Annotated in this window: 25 protein-coding genes and 1 pseudogene; all 26 read right to left on the reverse strand. The window is 35.2% G+C overall.

The features are described 5' to 3' along the window. Positions 1-4: 4 nt before the first annotated feature. The 26 genes and pseudogenes from ACLGLP_RS07380 to speB all read right to left on the reverse strand — a co-directional run bounded on the left by ACLGLP_RS07380 (position 5) and on the right by speB (position 24,051). On the reverse strand, positions 5-643 hold the full coding sequence (locus tag ACLGLP_RS07380; RefSeq protein WP_492112638.1) for a class I SAM-dependent methyltransferase: 639 nt from the start codon (positions 641-643) through the stop codon (positions 5-7). 50 nt (positions 644-693) lie between these two features. After that, complete coding sequence (locus tag ACLGLP_RS07385) at positions 694-1,905, reverse strand: type II secretion system F family protein (protein ID WP_492112639.1); 1,212 nt, start codon at positions 1,903-1,905, stop codon at positions 694-696. A gap of 1 nt (position 1,906) precedes the next feature. Continuing rightward, on the reverse strand, positions 1,907-3,376 hold the full coding sequence (guaB, locus tag ACLGLP_RS07390) for an IMP dehydrogenase (RefSeq protein WP_492112640.1): 1,470 nt from the start codon (positions 3,374-3,376) through the stop codon (positions 1,907-1,909). Positions 3,377-3,421: 45 nt separating this feature from the next. Next, positions 3,422-4,621: an HU family DNA-binding protein gene (locus tag ACLGLP_RS07395; protein WP_492112641.1), complete on the reverse strand. Its 1,200-nt coding sequence runs from the start codon at positions 4,619-4,621 to the stop codon at positions 3,422-3,424. Between the two features lie 4 nt (positions 4,622-4,625). Further along, the gene (gene sppA / locus ACLGLP_RS07400; RefSeq protein ID WP_492112642.1) at positions 4,626-5,492 is read right to left on the reverse strand and encodes a signal peptide peptidase SppA; all 867 of its coding nucleotides are present in this window, start codon (positions 5,490-5,492) and stop codon (positions 4,626-4,628) included. A 17-nt stretch (positions 5,493-5,509) separates the two neighbouring features. Further along, positions 5,510-7,276: a zinc ribbon domain-containing protein gene (locus ACLGLP_RS07405; RefSeq protein ID WP_492112643.1), complete on the reverse strand. Its 1,767-nt coding sequence runs from the start codon at positions 7,274-7,276 to the stop codon at positions 5,510-5,512. 12 nt (positions 7,277-7,288) lie between these two features. Continuing rightward, on the reverse strand, positions 7,289-7,408 hold the full coding sequence (locus tag ACLGLP_RS07410) for a helix-turn-helix domain-containing protein (RefSeq protein ID WP_492112644.1): 120 nt from the start codon (positions 7,406-7,408) through the stop codon (positions 7,289-7,291). Between the two features lie 92 nt (positions 7,409-7,500). Next, complete coding sequence (locus ACLGLP_RS07415) at positions 7,501-8,883, reverse strand: hypothetical protein (RefSeq protein WP_492112645.1); 1,383 nt, start codon at positions 8,881-8,883, stop codon at positions 7,501-7,503. 401 nt (positions 8,884-9,284) lie between these two features. After that, positions 9,285-10,094 carry a P-loop NTPase gene (locus ACLGLP_RS07420; protein WP_492112646.1) on the reverse strand — a complete coding sequence of 270 codons (810 nt, stop codon included), beginning with the start codon at positions 10,092-10,094 and terminating at the stop codon, positions 9,285-9,287. 78 nt (positions 10,095-10,172) lie between these two features. Next, positions 10,173-10,532: pseudogene (locus ACLGLP_RS07425) on the reverse strand (CGGC domain-containing protein); the annotation flags it as partial. 138 nt (positions 10,533-10,670) lie between these two features. Then, positions 10,671-10,907, reverse strand: coding sequence for an FmdB family zinc ribbon protein (locus tag ACLGLP_RS07430; RefSeq protein ID WP_492112647.1), 237 nt, complete (start codon positions 10,905-10,907; stop codon positions 10,671-10,673). A gap of 2 nt (positions 10,908-10,909) precedes the next feature. Next, positions 10,910-11,203: a DUF5320 domain-containing protein gene (locus tag ACLGLP_RS07435; RefSeq protein WP_492112648.1), complete on the reverse strand. Its 294-nt coding sequence runs from the start codon at positions 11,201-11,203 to the stop codon at positions 10,910-10,912. Between the two features lie 26 nt (positions 11,204-11,229). Beyond that, positions 11,230-11,466 carry a DUF5320 domain-containing protein gene (locus tag ACLGLP_RS07440; protein WP_492112649.1) on the reverse strand — a complete coding sequence of 79 codons (237 nt, stop codon included), beginning with the start codon at positions 11,464-11,466 and terminating at the stop codon, positions 11,230-11,232. A gap of 326 nt (positions 11,467-11,792) precedes the next feature. Continuing rightward, positions 11,793-12,566, reverse strand: coding sequence for an MBL fold metallo-hydrolase (locus ACLGLP_RS07445; RefSeq protein WP_492112650.1), 774 nt, complete (start codon positions 12,564-12,566; stop codon positions 11,793-11,795). 112 nt (positions 12,567-12,678) lie between these two features. Then, the gene (gene metE / locus ACLGLP_RS07450; RefSeq protein WP_492112651.1) at positions 12,679-14,979 is read right to left on the reverse strand and encodes a 5-methyltetrahydropteroyltriglutamate--homocysteine S-methyltransferase; all 2,301 of its coding nucleotides are present in this window, start codon (positions 14,977-14,979) and stop codon (positions 12,679-12,681) included. Between the two features lie 634 nt (positions 14,980-15,613). After that, positions 15,614-15,934 carry a hypothetical protein gene (locus ACLGLP_RS07455; protein ID WP_492112652.1) on the reverse strand — a complete coding sequence of 107 codons (321 nt, stop codon included), beginning with the start codon at positions 15,932-15,934 and terminating at the stop codon, positions 15,614-15,616. A 22-nt stretch (positions 15,935-15,956) separates the two neighbouring features. Beyond that, positions 15,957-16,106, reverse strand: a complete 150-nt coding sequence (locus ACLGLP_RS07460; protein WP_492112653.1) for a helix-turn-helix domain-containing protein — start codon at positions 16,104-16,106, stop codon at positions 15,957-15,959. A 108-nt stretch (positions 16,107-16,214) separates the two neighbouring features. Next, complete coding sequence (locus tag ACLGLP_RS07465; protein ID WP_492112654.1) at positions 16,215-17,222, reverse strand: FAD-dependent thymidylate synthase; 1,008 nt, start codon at positions 17,220-17,222, stop codon at positions 16,215-16,217. A 111-nt stretch (positions 17,223-17,333) separates the two neighbouring features. After that, on the reverse strand, positions 17,334-18,647 hold the full coding sequence (locus ACLGLP_RS07470; protein WP_492112655.1) for a tRNA nucleotidyltransferase/poly(A) polymerase family protein: 1,314 nt from the start codon (positions 18,645-18,647) through the stop codon (positions 17,334-17,336). A gap of 12 nt (positions 18,648-18,659) precedes the next feature. Beyond that, positions 18,660-19,538 (reverse strand): site-specific tyrosine recombinase XerD, encoded by an 879-nt coding sequence (gene xerD, locus ACLGLP_RS07475; protein WP_492112656.1) that lies wholly within the window; start codon positions 19,536-19,538, stop codon positions 18,660-18,662. Then, positions 19,539-20,033: a hypothetical protein gene (locus tag ACLGLP_RS07480; RefSeq protein ID WP_492112657.1), complete on the reverse strand. Its 495-nt coding sequence runs from the start codon at positions 20,031-20,033 to the stop codon at positions 19,539-19,541. Next, the gene (locus ACLGLP_RS07485; protein ID WP_492112658.1) at positions 20,030-20,701 is read right to left on the reverse strand and encodes a metallophosphoesterase family protein; all 672 of its coding nucleotides are present in this window, start codon (positions 20,699-20,701) and stop codon (positions 20,030-20,032) included. The genes ACLGLP_RS07480 and ACLGLP_RS07485 overlap by 4 nt, the downstream gene beginning before the upstream one ends. Continuing rightward, positions 20,670-21,599, reverse strand: a complete 930-nt coding sequence (locus ACLGLP_RS07490) for a radical SAM protein (RefSeq protein WP_492112659.1) — start codon at positions 21,597-21,599, stop codon at positions 20,670-20,672. Before ACLGLP_RS07490 ends, ACLGLP_RS07485 begins: the two co-directional genes overlap by 32 nt. After that, entirely contained in the window at positions 21,596-22,636 is a 1,041-nt protein-coding gene (locus ACLGLP_RS07495) for a (Fe-S)-binding protein (RefSeq protein WP_492112660.1), read from the reverse strand. The genes ACLGLP_RS07490 and ACLGLP_RS07495 overlap by 4 nt, the downstream gene beginning before the upstream one ends. Continuing rightward, positions 22,605-23,201, reverse strand: a complete 597-nt coding sequence (locus tag ACLGLP_RS07500; RefSeq protein WP_492112661.1) for an HD domain-containing protein — start codon at positions 23,199-23,201, stop codon at positions 22,605-22,607. The genes ACLGLP_RS07495 and ACLGLP_RS07500 overlap by 32 nt, the downstream gene beginning before the upstream one ends. Further along, a complete protein-coding gene (speB, locus tag ACLGLP_RS07505) occupies positions 23,188-24,051 on the reverse strand; it encodes an agmatinase (RefSeq protein ID WP_492112662.1) in 864 nt (287 codons plus the stop codon). Before speB ends, ACLGLP_RS07500 begins: the two co-directional genes overlap by 14 nt. Positions 24,052-24,053 lie beyond the last annotated feature (2 nt).

Consider the following 24,053-nt stretch of genomic DNA (forward strand, 5'->3'; position numbering starts at 1 on the left):
CGCATTAAATTTTTTGAAGTTTGTTTAGTACTATTTCTACGGTTTTTTCTTCACCTCTGAGTCTTCTTATGCTGGTAAAAATTTTAAAGTATTTTTGTGCTTCGTGTAAAAAGGGAATCAGAACTCTTTTTCTTTCTGAAGGATGGGAAAGAATTATTTCTCCTCCGTTTTCAAGATAGTTTTTAAATATTTCTAAGAGAGGTTCAAAAAGGCTCTTTTTAAAAACAACCTCTGAACCTATTATTAAATCAAACTTTCCTGAAAGGTCTGGATTTCTCCAGTCTAAAATTTTAGTTTCTAAGGTAATATTGTTTTCTTTTGCAGCAAGTTCTATGAATTCAAGGGGAAGTCTTTCGTAGTCTGTTGCTAAAACTTTGTGCCCAAGCTTTGCAGCAATTAAGCTCGGAACTCCAAGACCTGCTCCGAGTTCTAAAATCTTTTTAGGTGGCTCAATGGTTGCTACATAATCTGCAAGAACAATACTTGCCTCCCACACCCTTGCCCAAAAGGGAAACTTCTCAACCTCTAAAAATGGGTCTCCCTCAAATATTTCTTCAAGTCTTGCAGGAAGAAAGATTTTTAAAGCGTTTCCCCTTATGTTAATCCATTCTTCTTCCAAGGTAAGGTCTTTTATACTTTTCATGAAAATTTAACTTTCTGGAATATTAAAAAGGAGAGAAATAAGATTAAAAATTATGTTCCTCCACCTATTACTTCTCCAAGTTTGAAAATAGGCAAATATAAAGCAACAAGAATACTACCCACTACAATTCCAAGAAATACTATGAGAATAGGTTCTATTAAAGTTGAGAGAGTATTTACCATTCTATCAACTTCTTCTTCAAAAAAGTCTGCCACTCTATTTAACATATCTTCTAAGTTTCCAGTAAGTTCTCCAACTCTTACCATTTCAACCAAAAGATAGGGGAAAACACCTGTATAAAACATGGGATCAGCTATTGACTGACCTGCAGAAACATTAATTCTAACTTCTTCCATAGCTTTTTCTAAAACCTTATTACCTGAGGTTTCTCCAGCGATAGTTAATGCCTGAAGTAAGGGAACACCTCCTCCTATAAGGTTGGCAAGAGTTCGGGCAATTCTTGCAACTGCAGCCTTGTGGAAAAGATCCCCAAGAAGAGGAAGATGTAAAATTAACTTATCTGTATTATATTTCCCCCTTTCTTTTGTGCGATAATATTTTATTCCTATGATAATTCCTGCTGTAAGAAGAATAAAAGCTAAAAGAATTTTTCCGAAATTACGGCTTATATTAATTAAAATTTGCGTGGGTAAAGGAAGGGCATGCCCAGCGGATTCATAAACCTCTGCAAATTTGGGGATCACAAATAGCATTATGATTGAAATGACAGCTATGGTAACTACTACAATTAAGGAAGGATAAACCATGGCATGTTTTATCTTTCCTTTAAGGCTCATAATTCTTTCAAGATGATTAGCAAGCCTTTTGAGAACAAGGTCAAGGTTTCCGCTTGATTCTCCTGACTTTACCATTTGCACATAAAGACGGTCAAAAACTTTGGGATATTCAGCTAAGGCATCACTGAGAGAGCTTCCAGTTTCTACTTTTAACTTAATTTCCTGAAGAATCTTTTTAAAATATGGATTTTTCTGCTGTTCTGCAAGAACTTCAAGGCTTTTTACAATCGGAAGCCCTGCTTCCAGTATAGTTGCAAATTGACGAGTAAAAGTAGCAATGTCTTTGTCTGAAACTGACTTTCTTTGAAAAAGCTTAAAGGTACTTTCTTTCTTCTGCTGTATCTTTACAGGAATTATGTTAAGGCGTCTTAAATAAACTTCAACAACTTGAGGATTAGGTGCTTCAAAAACACCCTTCCTTATTTCCCCTGTGACGGACTTCCCCTGCCATTCAAAAAGGGGCATTTTATTTACCTATCCAGTAATTTGGTGCTTCTTTTAAAATACTTACATTATGAACATGGCTTTCTCTATAGCCAGCTTGTGTAATTTTTACGAATTTAGCCTTTTTTCTGAGTTCTTCAATAGTCCTACATCCACAATAACCCATTCCTGATTTAAGCCCACCTACAAGTTGATAAATCATATTAGAAACCGGTCCTCTATAGGGAACTCTACCTTCTACTCCTTCAGGAACAAATTTAGTAACATCCTCAGCTTCTCGTCCATACCTTTCCCTTCCTCCTGATTTAAACATGGCAGAAAGAGAACCCATTCCTCTGTAAAATTTATAGGTTCTTCCTTCATAAAGTATAGTTTCTCCTGGAGCTTCTTCAGTTCCTGCAAATAGATTTCCTATCATTACTGCATGGGCTCCTGCTGCAATAGCTTTGGTAATATCTCCAGAAAATCTAATTCCTCCATCAGCTATTACAGGAATTCCGTATTTATCAGCTACTACAGCGCAATTGTGAATGGCTGTAAGCTGAGGAACACCAGCTCCTGCAACTATTCTTGTGGTACAGATAGAACCAGGACCTACTCCCACTTTTATTCCGTCTGCTCCTGCTTTAATAAGTGCTTCTGCACCCTCAGCAGTTGCCACATTTCCTGCTACTAACTGACAATCGGGAAAGTGATACTTTATCTCAATAATGGTTTCTATAACATTTTTAGTATGCCCATGTGCAGAATCTATAAAAAGCACATCACAACCTGCTTTTAAAAGAGCTTCTGCCTGTTCAAGCCTGTTTTTACCCACTCCTATGGCTGCACCCACTCTAAGCCTACCAAATTCATCTTTACAAGCATTGGGATACTTCTTTATTTTTTCTATATCTTTTATAGTTATAAGCCCCTTTAAACAGAAGTTATCATCTACTATTAAGAGCTTTTCAATTCTATGCTCGTGCAATATTTTAACAGCTTCATCTAAAGTAATCCCAGGTTTTGCAGTTATAAGATTTTCTTTAGTCATTACCTCTTTAACTGGCTTTTCAAGATTGGTTTCAAATCTCAAGTCTCTGTTAGTAACAATCCCTACAAGCTTTTTTTCAGGTCCCTCAACCACAGGGATTCCAGAAATTTTAAATTCTTCCATTAATTTCAAAACTTCTTTGATGGGAGTATCTGGGTTTACTACTACAGGATCATAAATCATTCCACTTTCAGATTTTTTAACTTTTTCTACCTCTCTCACCTGTTCTTCCAAACTCATATTCCTGTGAATAACTCCCAATCCTCCCTCTCTTGCAAGACTTATTGCCATTCTGCTCTCAGTTACTGTGTCCATTGCAGCTGAAAGAATGGGTATGTTAAGCTTTATCTTTGGCGTTATATAAGTTGAAACATCAACATCTTTTGGTAAAACCTCTGAATAAGCAGGAACTAATAGTACATCATCAAAAGTGTAGGCTTCATAAAGAATTTCAAGCATAAAGGCTAAAACCCCTTTTTGTTAAAATTTTTTATGTGATTTGAGTTAATTATTATAACCCTCAATTAAAGAAAGTAAAGTGCCCTCAAGAATACCATATTCGTCAAGAATCATGCTATCTTTATTGAAGTGCTCGAGTATCCCAGAATAAATCAAAAGTCCAGGCAAAACTATGTCTTCTCTTCCCTCTTCCATACCTTTTACCTTTCGCAATCTTTCAAGATCAAAACCTGAAAGCTTTTTTATAAGTTTTTCCAGCCGATCTTTTGAAATTCTATGCCCGTGAAGTTTTTCAGGAATATATTGGGTAAGTTTTAAATCAAGCCCACCGAGAAGGGTTGCCGTTCCTCCAGTAATAACAAGTTCCTGTGGGGTATCTGCAGGTATAATAGAAAGTTTTTCCTTTATGTAATTTTTTAAAGAGCGTATAAGTTTAGAGTTTAAGGGATATCTTAAGTCAAACATTTCTTTCAAAACTACAGCACCAAGTTCAATGCTTTTACACCACTTTTTTTCACCATCTTTGATATAAACAATTTCTGAAGATCCTCCTCCAACATCCACTGTTATAAAATCTTTTATTTCTATTCCAAGCTCCTTCAAACCCCACATAATTCCTTTTAAAGATAAATCCGCTTCTTCTTCAGGAGAAACTACTTTAATTTCAAATCCTGTCTCTTTCTTTGCTTTTTCTATGAATTCTCCAGCATTTTTAGCTCTTCTGAAAACCTCCGTTCCTATAGCTTTATAAGTTTTTACCTCATGTTTTGAAAGTTCTTCTTTAAATCTTTTTAAACTCTCTATACCTCTTTTAAATGCCTCAGAAGATATTAAATCTTCTTTGCCAAGCCCCTCCCCTAACCTAACATTTTCTCTTCTTTTTAATAAAAACATTACATTCCCGTCAAAAACTTTACCTATGCATAGTCTAAAAGTCTGAGTCCCAAGATCAAGTGAGGCTAAAAAGGAGGTGTTTAATCTTTTTTTAAATTCCTTTCCAATTTTAAATAAGATCCTGTATTTTTCTTTAACATAATATTTCTGACTGTTTTTTGGATTTTGAAAAATCATCCCCTTTGTCTTTTTTAAAGTAAAAACTCCAAAATCTCTGAGTTCTACCCTGTTTCCTTTCCTTAGTTCCTCTTTTATAATTTCAAAAAATAAATCCACAATGTATTCAAGGTCTTCTTTTTCAATATCGGAAAATTTATAGCTTAGCTTATCTACCAAATCTTTTTTAGTCATTTTTTTAATTAACCGTAATAAACAAAGGTTTGAAAAAAAGAGATTCTAAGACTAAAGAACTTTTTTCTTCAAGAAATTTGGAAAGAATTCCCTTTTTCTTTGGCATAAAAATTAGCCTGGCTTCAGGAATTTTAGCCAGTCTTTTAGCTTCTTCAACTGCATCCCAGAAATTTCCCAGTTTATCAACGAGCCCAAGAGAAAGAGCCTCCTCTCCAGTAAATATTCTTCCATCTGCAAACTCTTTAACCTTCTCTATAGAAATTTTCCTTTCCTCTGAGATTGCTCTTATGAATTGATCGTGAATAAGTTTAACCTTCTCACTAAGGTATTTTCTTTCTTCAGGGGTTAAAGGTCTGTAAATGGAACCAGTGTCCTTATAAGCTCCGCTTTTTATAATTTCTGCTTCAATTCCTATTTTTTTTAAAAGTTTTTCTATATTTGGTATTTCAAGCACAACTCCTATACTTCCCGTGATGGTGCCAGGAGAGGCAAAGATTTCTGTTCCTCCCAGAGCTACATAAAGTCCTCCTGAAGCAGCTACACTTCCCATAGATACAACCACAGGCTTTGTTCTTCTTACCTTTTTTAATTCCTCAAAAATTTCCTGAGAAGCTCCAACCGAACCACCAGGAGAATCAATTCTCACTACTATAGCTTTTATACTTCCCCTTTTTTCCATCTCCTTTATTGCCATAAGATACTCTTCAGCATCAAGAATCACGCCCTTTATCTCAAGAACACCTATTTGAGATTTCCCAAAATCTTTTTCTTTAAAAAGCATTAAAAACGATAAAAGAAAACTTAAAAATATTAAAAATACAACCAAGCCTCCAATGAAAGCAAGTCCATAAACAAGCCAGGGTCTTTTCATGCCTTTACCTCTATTTGTTAACTTAACTTCTTAGCAAGAATCTCACTCAGAGTTAAAAGAGAAGAACTCTTAGCTTTCATTTTGTAATCTTCTATTTCCCTGTTTTCAAGCTCCTCCAGATACTTTTTATAAGAAATATGAATTCTTCTTTTTTCTGGATCTATAGCTATGATTTTACCGTTCCTTCTCAGCTGACAATACTTAACACTTTCTACTATTTTTATCAGTTTTGCAATTAAAAATGTACACTTCACGATAGAAAGATAACTCATTAAAGTAGTAATCTGTATGAAAGAAGAAGAGGTATCTCCAGAGGGAACGGCCTCTGGAATATCCCCCACCTCAAGGGCAGAGGATTTTAGATACCTCTTCCCTACATTTATAGCTCCTGTAAAGTCTCTGTCGTACTTTCCGTGAACTGGACAAATCAGGTAATGATTTTCTTTTTTGACCTTCTCTCCACAAAAACAAATTTTACTCGTATTTGCAGGATTAACCGTTTTAACCTGAATACTATTCAACCTTGCTTTGTACTCAAGTCTTTCTCTAAATTTTGAATAAAACCAACTTGAGAATAACCACCTTAAAGTTTTATCCTTCCATTCTAGTACTTCTTTAAAAGTTAACTGTTCAATTACTACAGTGTCAATATTGTACATCTTAGCAATAAGTAAAACCTCATTAACAAAAATTTCTACGATCTCCTTTCTCAAGTTTTTAAGCTTTCTTTCTCTTGACTTCTTCTCTTTATAAAGGTGATCCAGTCTCTTTCTTAAAGCTTTCCTGACACTCTCTTTCTTTGTCTTTTTCCATTCTTTGTAGGTCCTATCTATCTTACTTCTCAGGTTAGATATTTCGTTTCTTATCCTCAAAATCTTTTTCACAATCCTCTCAGCCTTGAAATAAATGGGTCTTGAAAACTTACCCGTTTTGTCCATTATTACTCCAACAGCAAGTCTTTTCATGGATGAACATAAATCAAGGGCTAAAACTCTGTCAGGCTCGTTAATCTTTCCCTTGTCTCTTTCATTAACAGTCTTGCTGAAAGTTAATATGAGATAAAATTCTTCTCCTCTGTGATTCCTTTCCCTGTAAAGTAAAGGAGCTCTCACTTCAAAACCACTTGCAAGAAGTCTTCTTACTCTTTCTGGTGTTTCAAACTCAATCTTTTCCCACTGCCAGCCTGAAAACTTTGGAAGTTTAATTTCAAATTCTATCTTTTCCTCAGTCACTCTTAACTTCTTAAACTGCCCATTTTCAACGCTATCGTCTGCATCAGTTAGCATAATAGTTCCTCTAAACTCTGGAGGTTTTAAATCAAAGTAAGACTCTATCTTTTTTCCTTTATCAATTAAGTTTCTCACCTGTCTGCAAACATTATAAATGAGAAGCGGACTACTTTTCAAACCAAAATGTTCTTTAATTTCCCATTCGGGATACAAAGCCAAACAGGGCTTTTCCCAGACCAGGTCAAATACTTCTTTCCTTTCAGCCTGAGATCTTATTATTCTTCCACTGAGTTCAAGAACGTTTCTGAAAACTCTTGAAGGAAATTTCTCCGGTCTTTTGAAAAGTGGTTCTATTGACTTCCAAGCGTGAGAATTATTCCAGACTTCTCTAAATCCTTTTTCGTTCCATAAAGAGTAAATTACTGAATTGGTATATGACTTACTGCTTTCGAATAAATTGTGAAAATCAAAGTAATATCTCTCCGGAAACTTTAATTTATGGACTGCAAAAATTTCACAAAAATTATCCTTCCACTTTGAGTTCTTTGATTTCATTCTTAATACTCTTTACACCCAGTCCCTTCCAAGCTTGATTGCTTTTATTTTACCTTCCTTTCTCCACTTTCTCAGAGTATTTGGATGAACTCCAAGAATTCTCGATGCCTGTCCTATTTTGTAAGCTCTCATATTTTTAAATATAAAACTTTTGTCAAAAAAAGTCAAACAATGTTAAAATCTAATTTTACTGTTGCAAACCCCTGCCCTGCGTGATAAATTTACTAGAACATAACCTGAAACTGAACGAAGTAATCAGTCATACTGTCTTTCCACTGCCTTCTCGTTTCGAGATACTTTTCTGTTCCCTTTCCGTAATCCACGTGATCAAGTCCGAGAGATAAACGAACTGCGTTGTCCTTTATGTAGTAGTTCAACCCAATTCCCCAGCGAGAGTAATTGTAATCCTTATAGTAAATGCCTCTTGAGGGATCGCTGTAAGCCCTGTCTGCGTTCAAATATTCATACATGGCATAAATGGCAGGTTTACCAATTCCAATTTTACAATCATAGAGAACCTGTCCCTGTAAATACCAGTAGTAAGAATCTTCTCCTTTAACTCCCACGAGTCTTCCATTGTCAAACTTACCTGCAAGATGACTGTTATCAAAGTAAACGTAAGCACCTTCAAGATTGAGAATCGCAGGCCCGAACTTCTTCTCAAGAAAAGCATCTACAGTGTAACCGTTAACGTTAAGAGTCTTTGTAAGACCAAGAGCTTTATATTCGCCGTAATATCCCCAAAGAACACTGTAACCAGGAAGAAGTGCATATTCTCCTCCGGTTAGTCCCACAACCGTATCGACGTCTGTGGTCACTCTCTGTCTGAGGTAACCAAGACCAACGGTTAAAATATCTCCTTTTTTACCAAGATAACTATCCCTCAACCATCCTCTTCCCGAAGTTTTTGTTTCGGGGTTGAATCCGAGCATGGTTGGAGTAAACTCAACTCTCACAGTCCAGGCAACGTCGTTAAAAGGTTTGTCATTTGAAGACTGGTTGAAAATACCGAGATCGTATTTCAGCATTCCCTTTGCGATTTCTCCGTGAAGAACTGCACCACCGTCAGCAGGTCTCAAAAGTCCATCTCTCCAGTAATCAACCCGGCTGTGTGGATCGTAAATCCAGCCGGTCTGGACGATTGCTGAATAAGGATCCTTCTGCTGTCCTCTCGTAAAAGGTATGCGAATTTTTCCGGCTCTCAGCTGAAGTTCGGGTAAAAGTACGAGATTAATTCCCCCCTCTGAAAGTTTGGTGTTGGTATCACGGTAATAAATACCAAACACACTGTTGACCCAGTTCTCGTAGGAACTGGTTGATACGAATTCACCGTAGAACTGAACCATTTTGTTTACCTGTCCTTCAATGTTAAATCTTGCGTCAACCACGTCAAAAACGTTTCTTCTGTAATCGGGAGAGCTGAGGGCGGCGCCTTCTTTTTTGGCTCTGTCGTCAAGATTTGCGTACCTCACTTTCATCCAGAAACCAAGATCGGCAAAAGTGTCGTCACTAACCCTGATCTGGGCAGCTTTAGTCGAAACTGCGTAGCTTAAGGTTAAAACACCTGCAATTGATAAAACTTTCCACTTTGAGAGTTTTAACTGCATGGCTTCACCTCCTTAATGGTTTTGTTTTTTTGTTTACAAATACTTATTTAGATTTAGAATTCAGGACGTTACTCTTTAGTTCGGGTTCTGTTTTTTTCCCTGACCGTGAAATTTATTCTCCTGAATTCTAAAATTCCTTAATTTTGCAGTAGACAGGAGCGAAATATTTTTCTGCTGATTCCTGTGGTATAAAATTGCTGTGTGTTGCTTGATTAAACTGGCATGCTAATCGTCAATTCACCATAATGATTTTTGGTTCGGAAAATTTTCTGTTTGGCCAGTATCAAATAAAATTTTATGATTGTTGTGCTCAATTCAGAGGCTTAGCCCACACTCTCCACAAAGCCCTGCAGGAATTAAAACTTCTGCTGAATTCTCAATTAGAACAGTAATTTTCACGATTAACTCTGTATATTCAATTGTTTTTCTATGTTTTCAATAATTTCGTTAAATATTTTTGAAGCCTCGCTTTCTGCAAAATACTTTATATATGGTTTACCTTCATCTCCTGCTTCAACAAAATCAGGATCTATAGGAATCTTCCCTAAAAATGGAATTTTGTATTTTTCAGCTAAATCTTTTGCTCCGTTACTCTTAAAAATATTAAATTGAGTTTTACACACTGGACAGATAAAACCACTCATATTTTCAATTATACCCAGTATGGGAATTTTTGTTTCCTTACAAAATCTTATTGACCTTTTTACATCTGCTAAGGCAACCTCTTGAGGAGTTGCAACTATAATAGCTCCATCCACATTTTGTAAAACATGATAGATAGAAAGTATTTCGTCTCCTGTCCCAGGTGGACAATCAGCAACGAGAAAGTCAAGTTCTCCCCAGATTGTGTCAGTTAAAAATTGTTGAATTGCTTTGTGTTTTAGGGGACCACGCCAGATAATTGCATCTTCATCTCTTGCAAAAAAACCTATAGACATAACTTCTAAATTTTCTGAATATTTTACTGGATAAATTCCTTCTGGAGTAACATAAGGAAGTGCTCCTTTAAGCCCCAGCATGTTAGGTATATTTGGACCATGAAGGTCAACATCCAAAAGACCAACTTTATAATTTTTCAAAGATAAACCAACAGCCAAATTCACAGAAACTGTACTTTTTCCAACTCCTCCTTTTCCAGATAATACCAGAATTTTTCTTCTTATCTTAGAGAAACTTTCTCGTAATTTTTCAGCTTCTTTTTTCTCCTGCATGACAGCTCCTTTTTCTTTGACAAAGTTTTTTTTAAAGCTTATCTGTAATTTCTTTCACTTCAGCGGATTTTTAAAAAATTAGCTTCCAAAAATTGTAGGAGAAGCGTATGGATGCATTCCTTCCACTACTTCAACTCCTGCTTTTTCTTTAATTGCTTTAATAAGATCGTCTTTTCTTTTACAGAACTTCATAATACACGTTCCAACGTGCACTACGTCTGGTTTTTCATTTAAAGCTGATAACTGAAGTTTTAGAAGAGCCAAACTACAAACTACTCTATTTTCATTTCCCTCACAACCTCCACAATCCACAATTCCAATAATATGAGCTCCTTCATCTTTGTATCTTTCAAATTCACCCTCTTTACGAAGCATGGCAATCATGCACTTTGCATCTCCAGGACACATATTCTGATCACTAATCGTTTTGCACTTTACGAGTACGACTTTTTTTCACGATTCACCTCCCTGGGATTGTTTTTAAATTATTTTCAAACTGCTTTATTTAATCAATCAAAAGAAATTCAAGGTGTCTGGAAACAAATCACAAATCCGTTACCTGCAACCACAGCTAAATTAATGTCTTTTACAAGTTCCATCTTCTGCACAGGGCGGAGAAGAACACCTCTCTTCTCTTCCACAACAAGTTCTTCCTTTTCTGTTGTTTGCTTTTAAAAAAGTTGCAAAAGAGGGCACCTTTTCCAGCCTTTCACTTCCACAATATTTACAAGTCAACTTTTCTTCCTTATTAGAAAGAAGTAAAAATTCGTTCAGTTTTCCACAATCAAGGCACTTATATTCGTAAATAGGCATCTTTATTTATTTTCTAATTCAGCAAGTCTTCTTTCAATTTCAGTAAGTCTTCTTCTCAGAGATTCTGCCTCTTCTTTAAGAATTTCTTTTTCATCTACAGGTTTTTCTTGAAAACCGAAAAGCCATCTCCAACCCCAGCCCAAACATCTTCCCCAAAATCTCCATCCCCAGCCTCTTCCTCTACCCCAACCAGGACCTTTGGTAAACCCCGGGCTGTCAAATCCACTACAATATCCCAATCCTCTACCTGTTCTTGGTCCCATTCCTAAGGGACCTGTTCTGTCTCCCCAAGGCATAGCTTTTACCTCCTATTTTTTTATTTTTAAGCCTGAGCCTTTTCTAACTGAGAAAGTCTTCTTTCAATTGCCTGAAGACTTTCTTTCAAAAGAGCTGCTTCAGTTCTCAGTATGGATTTTTCTACTTCCGGAAAAACTTCCCAATAATAGGGATAACTAAATCTCCACCACCATCTCCAGCCAAAACCAGGTCCTCCAAAAATCCAACACCATCTCCATCTCCAACCTCTACCCCAACCAAAACCTGGTCCAAACCAGGGCATTTTACACACCTCCTTTTTTAAATTTTAAAATCAAAAAACATTTTCATTTTTATCAACTTCAATTATAAAACTTTATTTCCTTTGTCAAGGGAATGTATAAGTCCGTATAATTTTGGACTGGGAATTATTTTTTAAAAAATCTTCACAATACTATCTTGCTGCGGTTTGAGAAAAGAACCTGAAGAAAATATACAATTACAACCCCCTCTTTACCTGGATGCATGTCCCAGGAATTTGCTAAATGCACGGATACTCTATCGTTCAAAATATTCCTTATGTTCCCATTTTTGCAGGAGCAAACCAACTATCTCTACCGCTTTCATTCCTTAAACCTCAATTATTTTCCCCACTCCATTTTCAATGAAATTCTCTTTATATTCCTTTTTAAAAAGTTCTCTGCACCTACTACCTGAACAGTGACAGGGAGCCACCTTTTGAACTCCTAATTCCTCAAATTTGTCAATTATAGAGTTTAACCGGTAATCTGAAGCTCCAGTCAAGTGAAATCCGCCCAGAACCAGATAAATCTTTTCTTTTGGAAACATTTCTTTTGCTTTTTCGATGATGCTTAAAATCCCGGGATGAGCACAACCTGTAATTATAATTAAACCTCTCTCTGAATTCAAAATTAAAGATTGCTCTTTTATCAAATCTCCGAGTTCACCTGTAGAAAAAATTCCCTCTGAAATTTTTACAGGTCCCTTTACATTAATGTACTTTCCACCAGAAGATTTTATCAGTTCTCTAATTGAATCTGGAAAAGAATCCGGAATGTAAACAGTCAAATTTCCATTCTTTTCCAGAATTCCCTTTAATCCCCCGGTGTGATCTTCGTGAACGTGTGAGAGAAAAACTGAATCAACTCGTTTAATGTCAATTCCCATCCTCTCCACATTATAAAATAAAGTTTCAAAATCTGCTCCAGTGTCAAATAAAATGTTTTTATTGCCGGCTTTTACCAAACAGGAAAATCCCCATCCAGTTTTCAGCCTTGGATCTACCAGGTAATTATCGTAAAGAGTAACAATGGAAATTTTTATTTTTCCTGCTTTCTGAGTTTCCATTTCAATTTTTACTGCTTCATTTTTTATTGAAAACATTAACGATGTAGATTCTTCAGATTTTCTGGTTAATTTTTCTCAAAATACGTTTTCTTATTTAATTTTTTTCAATTTACCGCATAAGTCTGTATAGACACTGTAATGTCATCGTCTATTGTTTCCTGCAATATGACAGGTTAGTGTCATGTCCTACCTTTTCTCTTATCTCTTTGGCAACTTCCACCATGTTTTTTAAAGATGGTATAACCTCTTCCCATTTTCTCGTCTTTAGTCCACAGTCGGGATTTATCCAAAGTAGTTCTTTAGGAAGTACCCTCATAGCCCTTTCCAGTATGGATTTTATACTTTCCTTTGTAGGTATGGCAGGAGAGTGAATATCGTATACACCTATGCCAATCTGTCTGTCCCATCCCTTAAAATTTTCAAAGACTAAGATTATTTCACCTTTACTTCTTGATGCCTCTATGGATATTACATCAAAGTCCATCTGGTATACATATTCTATAACGTCGTTAAACTCCGAATAGCACATGTGAGTATGTATCTGTGTTTGGGGGCTTGCTTTGGAACAAAGTCTAAAGGCTTTCACTGCCCAATTAAAGTATTCCTTCCAGGCCCTCCTTTTGAGGGGAGCACCCTCCTTAAATGCTGGCTCGTCTATCTGAATGACCTTTATACCTGCTCTTTCTAAGTCCTTTACCTCTTCAAGTAATGCAAGAGCTATTTGGTAGGCTATCTCATATTTAGGTATGTCTTCTCTATAATAGCTCCAGTTTAGTATAGTTACGGGTCCAGTAAGTATTCCCTTTACTGGCCTGTCCGTCAGGGATTGGGCGTAAGTTGTTTCTTCTAAGGTCATAGGCTTTGGTCTTGACACATCTCCATATATTATGGGCGGCCTGTAAACCCTTGAACCATAAGAGAGAACCCATCCGTATTTTGTCGTGGCTATACCATCTAACCTTTGGGCAAAAAACTCCACCATATCTGTTCTTTCAAACTCTCCGTGAACTAATACATCTAAGCCAATTTCTTCCTGAAGCTTTATTGCGTACTCTATTTGCTTTCTTATAAAGTCCTTATATTCCTGCTCTGATATCTTACCTTTGACATAGGAAGACCTCATTTTTCTTACTTCTTCTGTTTGCGGGAAGGAGCCTATAGTGGTGGTGGGAAAGAGAGGTAAATTTAGCAAGTTCCGCTGTATCTTTACTCTTTCGCTATAAGGTACATCCCTCTTAAAATCTTCCTCCTTCAGCTCCCTTATTTTCTTCCTTACTTCTTCATTAACCCCAAATGGTATGCTGAGTACATCTTGTACTTTTTCCACTTCTTTTAGGGCTTCCTCTTTTCCTTCTATAACATCTTTTATAAGACTTAACTCTCTCAGTTTTTCTCTTGCAAAGGAAAGTCTCTCTTTTAAACCGTTCATTTGATCTTCCGGTTCTATACTTACAGGAAGATGAAAGAGAGGACAAGAGTTGGAAATTATAAGCTCTTTACTAATACTTAAGAGTTCTTCTACGAGCTTTATCTTTTCTCTTAGATTAGCTTTCCATGGCTGTCTTCCATTTATCACGCCTGCCACCAGAACCTTATCAGAAGGAAAGCCTTTTTTCTTCAAGTTTTCTAAGTTTTCCCTGTTGGATACAAAGTCAAGACTTACACCCTTTACAGGCAGGTTAATGAACTTGAAGTAGTCTGATACGCTGTCGTAGTAGGTTATTACATATATGTCAAGGTAAGAGCTGAGCCTTTCGTATACCTTTTTTACAAGCTCCCATTCTTTCTCCTCCATTTCATAACAAAGGGCGGGATCTTCTATCAGGACAGTCTCAGCACCTTTTTTCTTTAAAGATCTCAGCACTTCTTCATACACAGGTAGTAGGGCATCTAAGTATCTTTCCAGGTCTTCCACTTTTTTTATCCTGGAAAGAGTGTATAAGGATAAACTTGAGCCTTCATCTTTTACGAGTGCTTTGGAGAGTTTAAGGAAAGTGTAAGGAGATATAATCTTGGGAAGTGTTTCTATACCTTTGTTTTTAAAATACATGTATTCCTCAAGGGGATAGTTTTTTATGAGCTTGAAATGGAAACTTTCAAGCTCAGGAACCAGATAGTGGTAATTAGTGTTAAAGTATTTAGTAAGCTCCAGCGCCTGAGGCCCTCTTGCCATCTCAAAGTAGGTGTTAAGTCCTTTAAACTCTCCAAACCTTTTAGGTATAGCTCCCACCATAAAAGCGGTATCCAATATAAAGTCGTAGTAAGAAAGCTCGTTAGAGGGGAAAAGCTCCACGTAGGCTCTATAGTTTTCTATCATCCAGTCTCTTAGAAGATCCATTCCTTTAGTAAATTCCTCTTCCGAAATTTTACCCTCCCAGAAGCTTTCCAGAAGGTTTTTAAATTCCCTTTTATCTCCAAGTTTAGGAAAACCATAAGCTAATGTCTTCATTCTTCCCTCCTTATTTGACATTTTAATAAATTGAGACCTTTGTAAAACTTCACCTTTTTAAACTTCCACTCTTTCTCCTTGTTACATTTTTGTCAATTTTTCACACTCATTTAACTTTTAATCCCTTTCCCCTTACATTTTTACCCCCATTTTTTAGAAATCAACCTCCCTTACCTGCTTTTTTTGATTTGGGAAAGGGTATCTTCAGGTAGATTGCTATGAAGTAAGTTCTCTCCAATAGTTAATTGAGTTTTGTTTGATTTATACATAACATCTACCCCTTTGTTTTCTTTGTAGTTTCTTATAAAAATTTAATTGTCAAGCCTTTATCAGGGTTAATTTTGCAAAGGTCTCATTTATAAATTTTCTGGCTATTTGGTAATGTAATTCTTCATTAAGCTTATCCTTGTTCAAATGGATAACAGGAATATATCTCGTGTCTCCATCAAAAAAGATGCCTGATAAGTAATTTTTTGCTTCACCATATGAAGGTAATTTTACATTCTTGTTAAAGTGCAGAAATATTTTGTAAAGAACGCAAATGATAGGAGTTACGAACTTAACTTCGCTCAGATCAAGGATTTTGAAATTGTCCAAGGAGGAGAAACTGGTATTACAAAGGTATCTCAGAAACTCAAACGAACTGTTTCCTGAGAACTTCAATATCAACCTTAGGACTCCTTATTTCACCACACCTTCTTTTGATGACATATTTTATGAGAGTATCTACTTCACTACTCAAATTTTGAAATTGCAGTGTTTCAATTTTTTCTTTTCCATGAAGTTCTATAAACTTTCTGAAAAAACTGTCCCAGAATGAGTGTGAAAGCAAAATACTGTCGTTTTCCAGATCTATAATATCCCTGGGTTTTACTTTTTCGGCAAGTTTTTCTCCCACTGATCTTGCTGGTCCAGGTGTCTTAAGTGCCAGATTTGTTATTTTTATCACTTTCATTTTAAATCCTCCATTTTTATCTTTAATTGTTAGCTTTAAATTTAGAAAAGTCAAGAACCCAGTCTCTTCCAGGCTTGATCGCTTTTATCTTACCCTCTTTTCTCCACTTTCTCAGAGTATTTGGATGAACTCCAAGAATTCTCGATGCCTGTCCTATTTTGTAAGCTCTCATATTTTTAAATATAAAACTTTTGTCAAAAAAAGTCAAACAATGTTAAAATCTAATTTTACTGTTGTAAACCCTTAAAAGTGTGGTTTTTATTATTTATTTTTATTACTATTATCCCTGGGATAGCAATTTGTTTTTTAAGAAACTGGCAAACTTTCTGATTTCTCCCTGTGCCTGAGGTATGGCTCTTTTACTTATAAAATCTTCCCACACGAAGTCAGGAGCAGTTGCAAAAACTGTTGTTGCGGTTCCTTGTGGTAGCATAAACCTTGCGTCTTCCTTTTTTATTCGTTTTTCTGAGTAAAGGAGTTCGTAGAATTTTGTAGTCTTCCTGATAATGTCTTCGTAGATTACGATATCTTCTTCTGAGAAGGATTCAGGTATTACAAAGCTATCCACTTTTGTGTAGCGGTGAGACCTCTGATTGAAGTTGAGCCATGTGTGTCTTACGAACTGATGACTGAATATTCTTGAGAAGTTGTGTGCTATAACTCCAATCCAGTTAAAAGGGTAATTTCTGGTTTCACCAGTTTTTAAAACTACGACCTCTGGTTGAACGAAAAAGTCCCGATTCTCTCTCTTTTCGTTTAGCAGGTTTCTGTCAAATTCTGAAAGACTTCCCTGATAGAGAACCTGATAATTTCTTGCAAAGATTATTTCTATTTTGTTCAGATCTGGTTCAGGTTCTATAAGGGAAAGAAAGCTGTCGTCATCAAGCGTTTCAGCAAAGTGGCGGAGGTTGAAAAGTGCAAGATCTGAACTTTCATTCCAGAAGACCTTGAAAAAGGTTGAGGCTATTTCGAACTTTTCTTCAGGAGAAAATCCAGATGTGTTTACGAAAACGGGAGTGTGTGCGAAAACGCTGTAATGTCCTGCTTTTTTGAGTCTCAAAAGAAACTCACGAAACTTTTCGTGGTTTTTGAACTTTTCTTCTTCAAAGAGAAGAAGAGGATGAGTTTCAGAATAGCACACTCTTGCTCCAACATAGCTAAATGGTAGAAAGACGGGCAGAGTGGTTTTTTCTATTCTTTTGTAAAGTTTTCGTGTAAGTCTTTTTTGTTTTTCGTGGAGTTTTTTAATTGATGTATAGGCACTCCTTGCGAGCGTATTCACAATCATTGTAAATCTGAAACAATGCATCCAGGTTTAATATTCTGGAAACTTTTATTTATATATTTTTCTAATTCCTGAGACCAGTTATTCATCAGAGATTACTCGTATAACCTTTTGCTACATTTTAATTGACTTTTCTGATTTCATCAAGAGCATTTGATTTATAAGGTTTTTTTCTTCTTCTTTTGTTTTGATTTTTCCCTCTATTCTTTCTTTTCTTAAAAGTTCAAGAAGCTCCCCTATTTTTCTACCTTCCTTTAAACCGAGCTTTTTTAGCTCCTCACCTGTAAGCTCAGGCTTTATCTTTCTGTATTTTTTTAGAAAATTAACTACATCTTTTTTTATCTCCGGAAAATAGATACTTAAAATGAGAAGATAAGGAACTGTTATTCTTTCAAATATTTTTACCCTTTCCCACAAAGATAGTTTTTTCCAGTTTTTTACAAACTTTTCTAAAATCTCTTTATGCCTCTTAAGTTCATCTATTTCTTTTTCTGAAAACCCAAGTCTGCAAGCTAAATCCAGAGAATTCGGGCTTACAAATCCCAGTAAGAAAAATTTTTCTCTCTCTTTCTCACTCAATTCCCCTTCCAACTCCTTTAAAAGTTCAAGAACTGAGGTAAGTATTTTTTTATCACTTTTAAGACCTGCTTTCTCAAACACATTCAGATTCAGAGTTTCCTCCAGTAAACTCTTTAATTTTGCTTCTTGTTCTTTAATAAGAAAGAGTTTTAGCTCATTAGCAAGTCTTGTTCCAGAAAGTTTTTTTAAAGCATCTACTTCAAAACACCTTTCAAGGGCAATCCAAAATTCCTCAGAAAAGCGAAAATTAAACCTTACCTTATATCTGATGCCTCTAAAGATTCTTGTGGGGTCATCTACAAAGGAATTCACATGAAGAGGTCTTATTAAACCTTCTTTTAAGTCTTCTATTCCGTTAACCATATCTATTAAAATTCCTTTATAAGGAGAGGAAAGTCCTATTATAAGAGAATTGAGAGTAAAATCTCTTCTCAAAATGTCTTCTTTAAAGTCTGAAGGAAAAACCCTGGGAAGTTTTGCCACATCTTCGTAAATTTCTTTTCTTGCGGTGACAAAATCTATCAAAAACTCTTTTTCATCTAAATTTATCTTTACTTTATAAGTTAAAAACTGAGACTTAAAGAGAATTTCTCCTTTTACTTTTTTAAAAAGTTCTTCTAAAAATCTTTCCAGATTTCCCTGCAAAACAAGGTCAAGATCTTTCACCTTAGGGATCTGTTTTTTATAAAATTTTGCCCAAAGATAATCCCTTACTACTCCACCTGCAAAATAGAGAAATTCTTTTCTTTTTTCGGAGATTTCCTGAGCTATAGACAAAATTTTATGAAGTCCCTGATTAGGTAAAACACTTTCTAAAAACTTATCAAGCTCTATTTTTTCTGTTTTCATTTCAAAAATTTTTTAAGCTCTGGGATGATGTTTTTCGTATATTTCTTTCAAATTTTTATAATCAAGGTGGGTATAGATCTGTGTTGTGCTAAGGCTTGCATGACCAAGCATCATCTGTAAGGCTCTGAGATCGGCTCCTCCCTGAAGAAGATGTGTTGCAAAGGAATGTCTTATTACATGAGGAGAAACTTTGTCCTCAAGTCCGCATTTTTTTGCATAATCTTTTATTATCTGCCAAAATCTCTGTCTTGTAAGAGGTAACCCCCTTCTTCCTAAAAATACGAAAGTTTTACTTTTTTCGTTTGCCAGTTTTTCTCGCACGCTTTCAAGATAAATTTTCAAAAATTTTAAGGCATAGTCTCCCATAGGAATAAGTCTTTCTTTTGAACCCTTTCCTAAAACTCTGACTAAACCAAGCTCAAGATTTAAGTTTTCAAGTTTAAGGCTAACAAGTTCTGAAACCCTTAAACCTGTAGCATAAAGAACTTCAAGCATAGCTTTGTCTCTAATCCCAAGAGGATCATTAAGGTCTGGAGAATTTAAAAGTTTTTCAATCTCATCAAGACTAAGAACCTTGGGCAGTCTAAAAGGAAGCTTAGGAGACTCAAGAAATAGAAGAAAACCTGTGCTAAAGCCTTTTTCAAGTTCCAGAAATTTGAAAAAACTTTTGATACTTGAAATTTTACGGGCTATACTGAAAGGATTGTATCTCTTTTTTAAATTCTCTAAATACTTTCTTAATTTTTCAAAATTTTCTTCTTCGTCAAATGAAAAAGAACCAAAAAATTCTACGAAGTCTTTCAAATCAGATTGATATGCCAATAAAGTATTGTGAGAATAGTTTTTAACTGAAGCAAGATAAACGAGAAACTCTTCTAAAAGCTCTTTCATTTAAAGGGTCAATTCCTTTAATGTCTTTTCAACTTTAAATCCTATTATTTCATCTTTGGAAGTTAAAGCAAGGGTTTTTAACTTGGATAAGATTCCCTGTTTTTCAGAAATGCTTCTATTAGGAAAGTCTTCTTTTAATTTTTCTAAAGCTGAAAGAACAAGGGTTCTATCATCTAAATCAAGAAAGAGAAGAAGGGTTCTCCAGTCATCAGGAATACCATATTTTTCTACAAATTCTTTAGCAAGTTTTTTAAAATTTTTAGTTCCATAACTTTTATGCAGGTTTTCAATAAAATTCTGTTTTTCAAGTTCTTCTTTGCTTACAAAAAGTTTTTCAAGCTCTTTCAAATATTTTTCTTTTGCTTTATTATCTTCCTTGGGAGTGCTTCTTTCAGAGCGTTCAAGTTTTTTTCTTATCTTACTAAATCCACTCTGATCTTTCAGTTTGTCAATTTCTCTCCAAGAAAGTTTTTTTCTTTCGCTGTCTTTGCTCATAGGAATAACCCCCTACATTCAATTTGATAGGTTTTTCTGGAAGGCAGTTCTATAGCAGTTAATGCTCCTCCGTAAACACAACCTGTGTCAATCCCAATTCTATCATCTAAAATTAAAGGAGCTGGAAAAGGAGTGTGCCCAAAAACAACAGTCTTAGGAAATTTCTTCTCATAAAGATAAAAGCTGTCTCTTATCCATAAAAGGTCTTCTTCCTCTTGCTCCTCTAACTTTTTTCCTGGTCTTAGTCCTGCATGAACAAAGATGTAATCTTCGGTTTCATAATAAAGCTTAAGTTCTTTTAAAAATTTAAGGTGCTCTTCTGGAACATCAAGGCGTCCATCCTTGTAGTAGCTTTTAAGAGTTGCTCCTCCCCCATTATATAAAAAAACTTCAACATCTATGCCTTTTAAAAATCTTTCAAACATCCATTCGTGATTTCCTTTTAAAGTTATTACTTTTTCTCCGTAAAGTTCTTTAAGCTCAAGTATTTTCTCTATAACTCCCTTTGGATCAGGTCCTCTATCAATGTAATCTCCTAAAAACACTACAAGATCGCTACCCCAATTTACAGGAAGAATATCAAGAAGTTTCTCCAAACTTTGCAAACAGCCGTGAATATCTCCAATAGCAAAAATTTTAGTAATCCCAGAATCTTGCTCTTCTATCATCAAGTCTTGTGAGACCATATTTATAAGCAAGTTTTAGAGCTCTTTCCCATTCCTCTTTAGTAATCTTTCTATCAAGAGGAGGATACTTCCAGGCATCTCCACAGGGTCTATATTGATCCATAAGATTAAAATAGGTGTGAGGAGAAATCTCATTTGCTATAAATTTAATCACTTCTTCTGTTTGGGAAAGGTCTCCAGGCAAAACTAAATGTCTTACTATTAATCCCCTTTTAGCAATTCCGTTTTCTATAATAAGATCTCCTACTTGACGATGCATTTCCTTTACCGCTTCTTTAACGACTTTTGAATAATTCTTTACTTTAGAAAGTCTAAGAGCTACTTCATCATCCATATACTTAATATCTGGCATGTATATGTCTATTATTCCGTCAAGAAGCTTTAAAGTTTCTATAGATTCATATCCACCGCAGTTATAAACGATGGGGAGACTAAGCCCGCTTTCAGCAGCAATTTTTATAGCTTTTACAATAAAGGGAACTTGATGGGTTGGAGTGACAAGATTTATGTTGTGACATCCCCAAACCTGTAAAATAAGCATAATTTTAGCAAGTGCTTCTTCATCTATTATGTCTCCTTCTCCAAGATGGCTAATTTCCCAGTTCTGGCAAAAAACACAAGAAAGATTACAATAAGTAAAAAATATAGTTCCAGAACCATTTTTACCCACAAGAGGTCTTTCTTCACCAAAATGGGGACCATAACTTGAAACCATAGGTTTGTCACTAACTTTGCATATACCCTTCTCACCTTTAAGCCTGTTTACCTTACATTCATTAGGACAAAGAGTGCAGGAAGAAAGTTTTTCATAGAGTGCTTCAATTCTTCTATCAATCTCCCCAGAATCAAGCAAATTTAGATAGGAGGGGTACTTTTTCATAAAAGCTCAAACCAATGATAAATAAGAGGAGGTTTTTTTAAAAGCACATTGAAATTTAAAAAACAACCTGTACAAAAGGTAGCTAAAATATTTTTATTTTTCAAGTTTTTAATCCAATATTTTTTATTTTCTTCCTGAAACCCTTTTAACAAGAGGGAAAATTTTACCGAACCACAGCAAAATTCCTTTCCTTCTAATTTATTTTTAACCAAATTCAATTCTTCTGTCAAGTGGCAAGGAATATGAAAAATGATGTTTTCATTTAAAGCTCTTTTATTGAGAATTTCAACTTGGTCTTCTATCTCAGAAAAAAGGTAGCTATGAGCTGAAACTATCCTTTTTGAAAGTTTTTCAAATCTTTTTTCGTATTCAGTCTCTTTAAAAATTTGAGGATAAACTCTTTTAAACATCCACAAACAGGTAGCACAAAACATTAAAACAGGACCCTCTTCTTTTTCAAGTATTTCTAAATTTTTAAGTGCATTTTTTTTAAGAAGTGAAATAAGCCCGAGATTTAAGAAAATAGCTCCACAACAAACCAATCCCTCTGGTATTCCAATAGAAACTCCTCTTTTCTTTAAAATCTTTTCAAAGTTTTTCAAAGCCCCTGGATAAAGATGTTTTAAACCACAGGAGTAATACACAGTGACATCACCCTTTGTTACTTCAAATTCAACCTGTATCTCTTTTCTTAAATTGACTAAGTGTAACCAGTTATTGAGTTTTAAAAAGGTAAAAAGAGGATCCTTTAAAAAGGCTTTCATTAACTCCTTAGAAAGGGTATTTTCTTTCTTTTTTTTCAAATCTTCAAGATAGAGCTCAGGAAAACTTATATTATTAGGGCAAATTTTCTGACATTTTTCGCAAAAAAGGCAAAAGTCAAAGCTTTCATGTTTTTTGCCCTGGGAAAGTAGAAAGATTCTTCCTCTTGGTGAAAAAGCCTCAGTTTTATAAACCCCGTAAGATGGACAGACGGGAACACACTTACCACAACGATTGCAAAGACTAAGAATTTGATTTTTTTTCTCGGTTCTCATTATTTTTAATAAAATATTCCAGCCACCAAGAACACCACTCTGTATTCAAAATTGCTTCAACCAATTTTTTTGCCTCATCAGTAATAAGCCTTCTTTGGGCATATTCAATCCACTTATCTGCATAGGGATTGTTTAAATCTTTTTGCTCCTTTAATTGGATTATCAAATCTAAAACATCGGCATCGTGAACAATCTTTGCTTCAAGGGTTTTTAAGGTTCTATATTCTTCCCAAAGAGAAAGAACTTCATCTTTTATAGGCGTTTCTGAAAAGGCATCCTCTAATGCTCTTCTCTCATCAGCCTTATTGTATATTTTATTTACTGCGTTAAAATCTCCTATTCTTGTTTCTGCAAAATCGTGAATTAATGCCATTTTCAAAAGTTTTTCTTTATTAAGGCTCTTTTCACAGATCTCGGAAAGAATCCAAGCACAAAAAATCACTCCAAAAGAGTGAGAAGCCACATTTTCTTTACCTGTCCCGAGATAGGCATATCCTGTTCTTTGTATTCTTTTTAGCAGAGCTGATTCAAAAAGAAGTTTGGCGTATTTTTCAAAAGGCTTCATATTTCTTAGCAAGATAAGCAGAAACTTTAAATATTATTTTTGCTGCTAAGTATTCAGTAATGGCATTTCCTGAAACTGGTTTTACCTCCACAATGTCCATTCCTATAAAGTTATATCTAACTACTAATTTAAGAATTTGCAAAAATTCATACCAGTCCATTCCCCCAGGCTCAGGAGTTCCTACTCCAGGAGCAAAAGAAGGATCAAAAACATCCATATCAAGAGTTAAATATATGTCTCCTTCTTTTACAAACTCCTCTATTTTTTTTACACTTTTATCCCAATTTTCTCTTAAATCTTTCATCCACAGAAGAGAAAAATTAGACTTTTTTACAAATTCGTGTTCCTCCTTACAAAGGGTTCTTACTCCTACACTCAAAATGGGAATCCCCATCTCATAAATTCTTCTCATTACAGTTGCATGCGAAAATTTGCTTCCTAAATATTCATCTCTTAAATCTAAGTGCGCATCAAGGTGAAGCATTTTTAAATTTTTGTAAATCTCAGCCAAAGCCCTGATACTTCCTATAGTAATAGTATGCTCTCCTCCTATAACAATAGGAAATTTTTTTTCTCTAAGGGCTTCTCTTAAAGTATTGGAGATAACATTGAGTGCTTTCTCTATATCAAAAGGAAGCTCAGGTACTGGATAGGTAAAAAACCCTAGTATCTCGTGTGGTTCAAGTTCTGTTTCTTCGTCAAAAAATTCCAGATTGGGACTAACTTTTAAAATTTCAGTGGGAGCCTCTTTTGTTCCTTTTTGCCAAGAAGTAGTAACTTCTAATGGAGCAGGAATAAGGGCTACCTTTGCTTCAGGATGATCAGGTAGCCCCAAGAAAGTGAGTTTCATCT

The sequence above is a fragment of the Caldimicrobium sp. SLHALR3 genome, from assembly GCF_058692735.1.

Excerpts from the sequence above, each read along its gene's own strand:
- ACLGLP_RS07380 (WP_492112638.1), bottom strand. The coding sequence starts at position 643 with ATGAAAAGTATAAAAGACCTTACCTTGGAAGAAGAATGGATTAACATA.
- ACLGLP_RS07420 (WP_492112646.1), bottom strand. The coding sequence starts at position 10,094 with ATGCAGGAGAAAAAAGAAGCTGAAAAATTACGAGAAAGTTTCTCTAAG.
- ACLGLP_RS07430 (WP_492112647.1), bottom strand. The coding sequence starts at position 10,907 with ATGCCTATTTACGAATATAAGTGCCTTGATTGTGGAAAACTGAACGAA.
- ACLGLP_RS07455 (WP_492112652.1), bottom strand. The coding sequence starts at position 15,934 with ATGAAAGTGATAAAAATAACAAATCTGGCACTTAAGACACCTGGACCA.
- ACLGLP_RS07405 (WP_492112643.1), bottom strand. The coding sequence starts at position 7,276 with ATGAAATCAAAGAACTCAAAGTGGAAGGATAATTTTTGTGAAATTTTT.
- ACLGLP_RS07385 (WP_492112639.1), bottom strand. The coding sequence starts at position 1,905 with ATGCCCCTTTTTGAATGGCAGGGGAAGTCCGTCACAGGGGAAATAAGG.
- ACLGLP_RS07495 (WP_492112660.1), bottom strand. The coding sequence starts at position 22,636 with ATGAGAACCGAGAAAAAAAATCAAATTCTTAGTCTTTGCAATCGTTGT.
- ACLGLP_RS07395 (WP_492112641.1), bottom strand. The coding sequence starts at position 4,621 with ATGACTAAAAAAGATTTGGTAGATAAGCTAAGCTATAAATTTTCCGAT.
- ACLGLP_RS07490 (WP_492112659.1), bottom strand. The coding sequence starts at position 21,599 with ATGAAAAAGTACCCCTCCTATCTAAATTTGCTTGATTCTGGGGAGATT.
- guaB (WP_492112640.1), bottom strand. The coding sequence starts at position 3,376 with ATGCTTGAAATTCTTTATGAAGCCTACACTTTTGATGATGTACTATTA.
- ACLGLP_RS07435 (WP_492112648.1), bottom strand. The coding sequence starts at position 11,203 with ATGCCTTGGGGAGACAGAACAGGTCCCTTAGGAATGGGACCAAGAACA.
- xerD (WP_492112656.1), bottom strand. The coding sequence starts at position 19,538 with ATGAAAGAGCTTTTAGAAGAGTTTCTCGTTTATCTTGCTTCAGTTAAA.
- ACLGLP_RS07460 (WP_492112653.1), bottom strand. The coding sequence starts at position 16,106 with ATGAGAGCTTACAAAATAGGACAGGCATCGAGAATTCTTGGAGTTCAT.
- ACLGLP_RS07440 (WP_492112649.1), bottom strand. The coding sequence starts at position 11,466 with ATGCCCTGGTTTGGACCAGGTTTTGGTTGGGGTAGAGGTTGGAGATGG.
- ACLGLP_RS07485 (WP_492112658.1), bottom strand. The coding sequence starts at position 20,701 with ATGATAGAAGAGCAAGATTCTGGGATTACTAAAATTTTTGCTATTGGA.
- sppA (WP_492112642.1), bottom strand. The coding sequence starts at position 5,492 with ATGAAAAGACCCTGGCTTGTTTATGGACTTGCTTTCATTGGAGGCTTG.
- ACLGLP_RS07415 (WP_492112645.1), bottom strand. The coding sequence starts at position 8,883 with ATGCAGTTAAAACTCTCAAAGTGGAAAGTTTTATCAATTGCAGGTGTT.
- ACLGLP_RS07500 (WP_492112661.1), bottom strand. The coding sequence starts at position 23,201 with ATGAAGCCTTTTGAAAAATACGCCAAACTTCTTTTTGAATCAGCTCTG.
- ACLGLP_RS07480 (WP_492112657.1), bottom strand. The coding sequence starts at position 20,033 with ATGAGCAAAGACAGCGAAAGAAAAAAACTTTCTTGGAGAGAAATTGAC.
- metE (WP_492112651.1), bottom strand. The coding sequence starts at position 14,979 with ATGAAGACATTAGCTTATGGTTTTCCTAAACTTGGAGATAAAAGGGAA.
- ACLGLP_RS07465 (WP_492112654.1), bottom strand. The coding sequence starts at position 17,222 with ATGATTGTGAATACGCTCGCAAGGAGTGCCTATACATCAATTAAAAAA.
- ACLGLP_RS07470 (WP_492112655.1), bottom strand. The coding sequence starts at position 18,647 with ATGAAAACAGAAAAAATAGAGCTTGATAAGTTTTTAGAAAGTGTTTTA.
- speB (WP_492112662.1), bottom strand. The coding sequence starts at position 24,051 with ATGAAACTCACTTTCTTGGGGCTACCTGATCATCCTGAAGCAAAGGTA.
- ACLGLP_RS07445 (WP_492112650.1), bottom strand. The coding sequence starts at position 12,566 with ATGTTTTCAATAAAAAATGAAGCAGTAAAAATTGAAATGGAAACTCAG.
- ACLGLP_RS07410 (WP_492112644.1), bottom strand. The coding sequence starts at position 7,408 with ATGAGAGCTTACAAAATAGGACAGGCATCGAGAATTCTTGGAGTTCAT.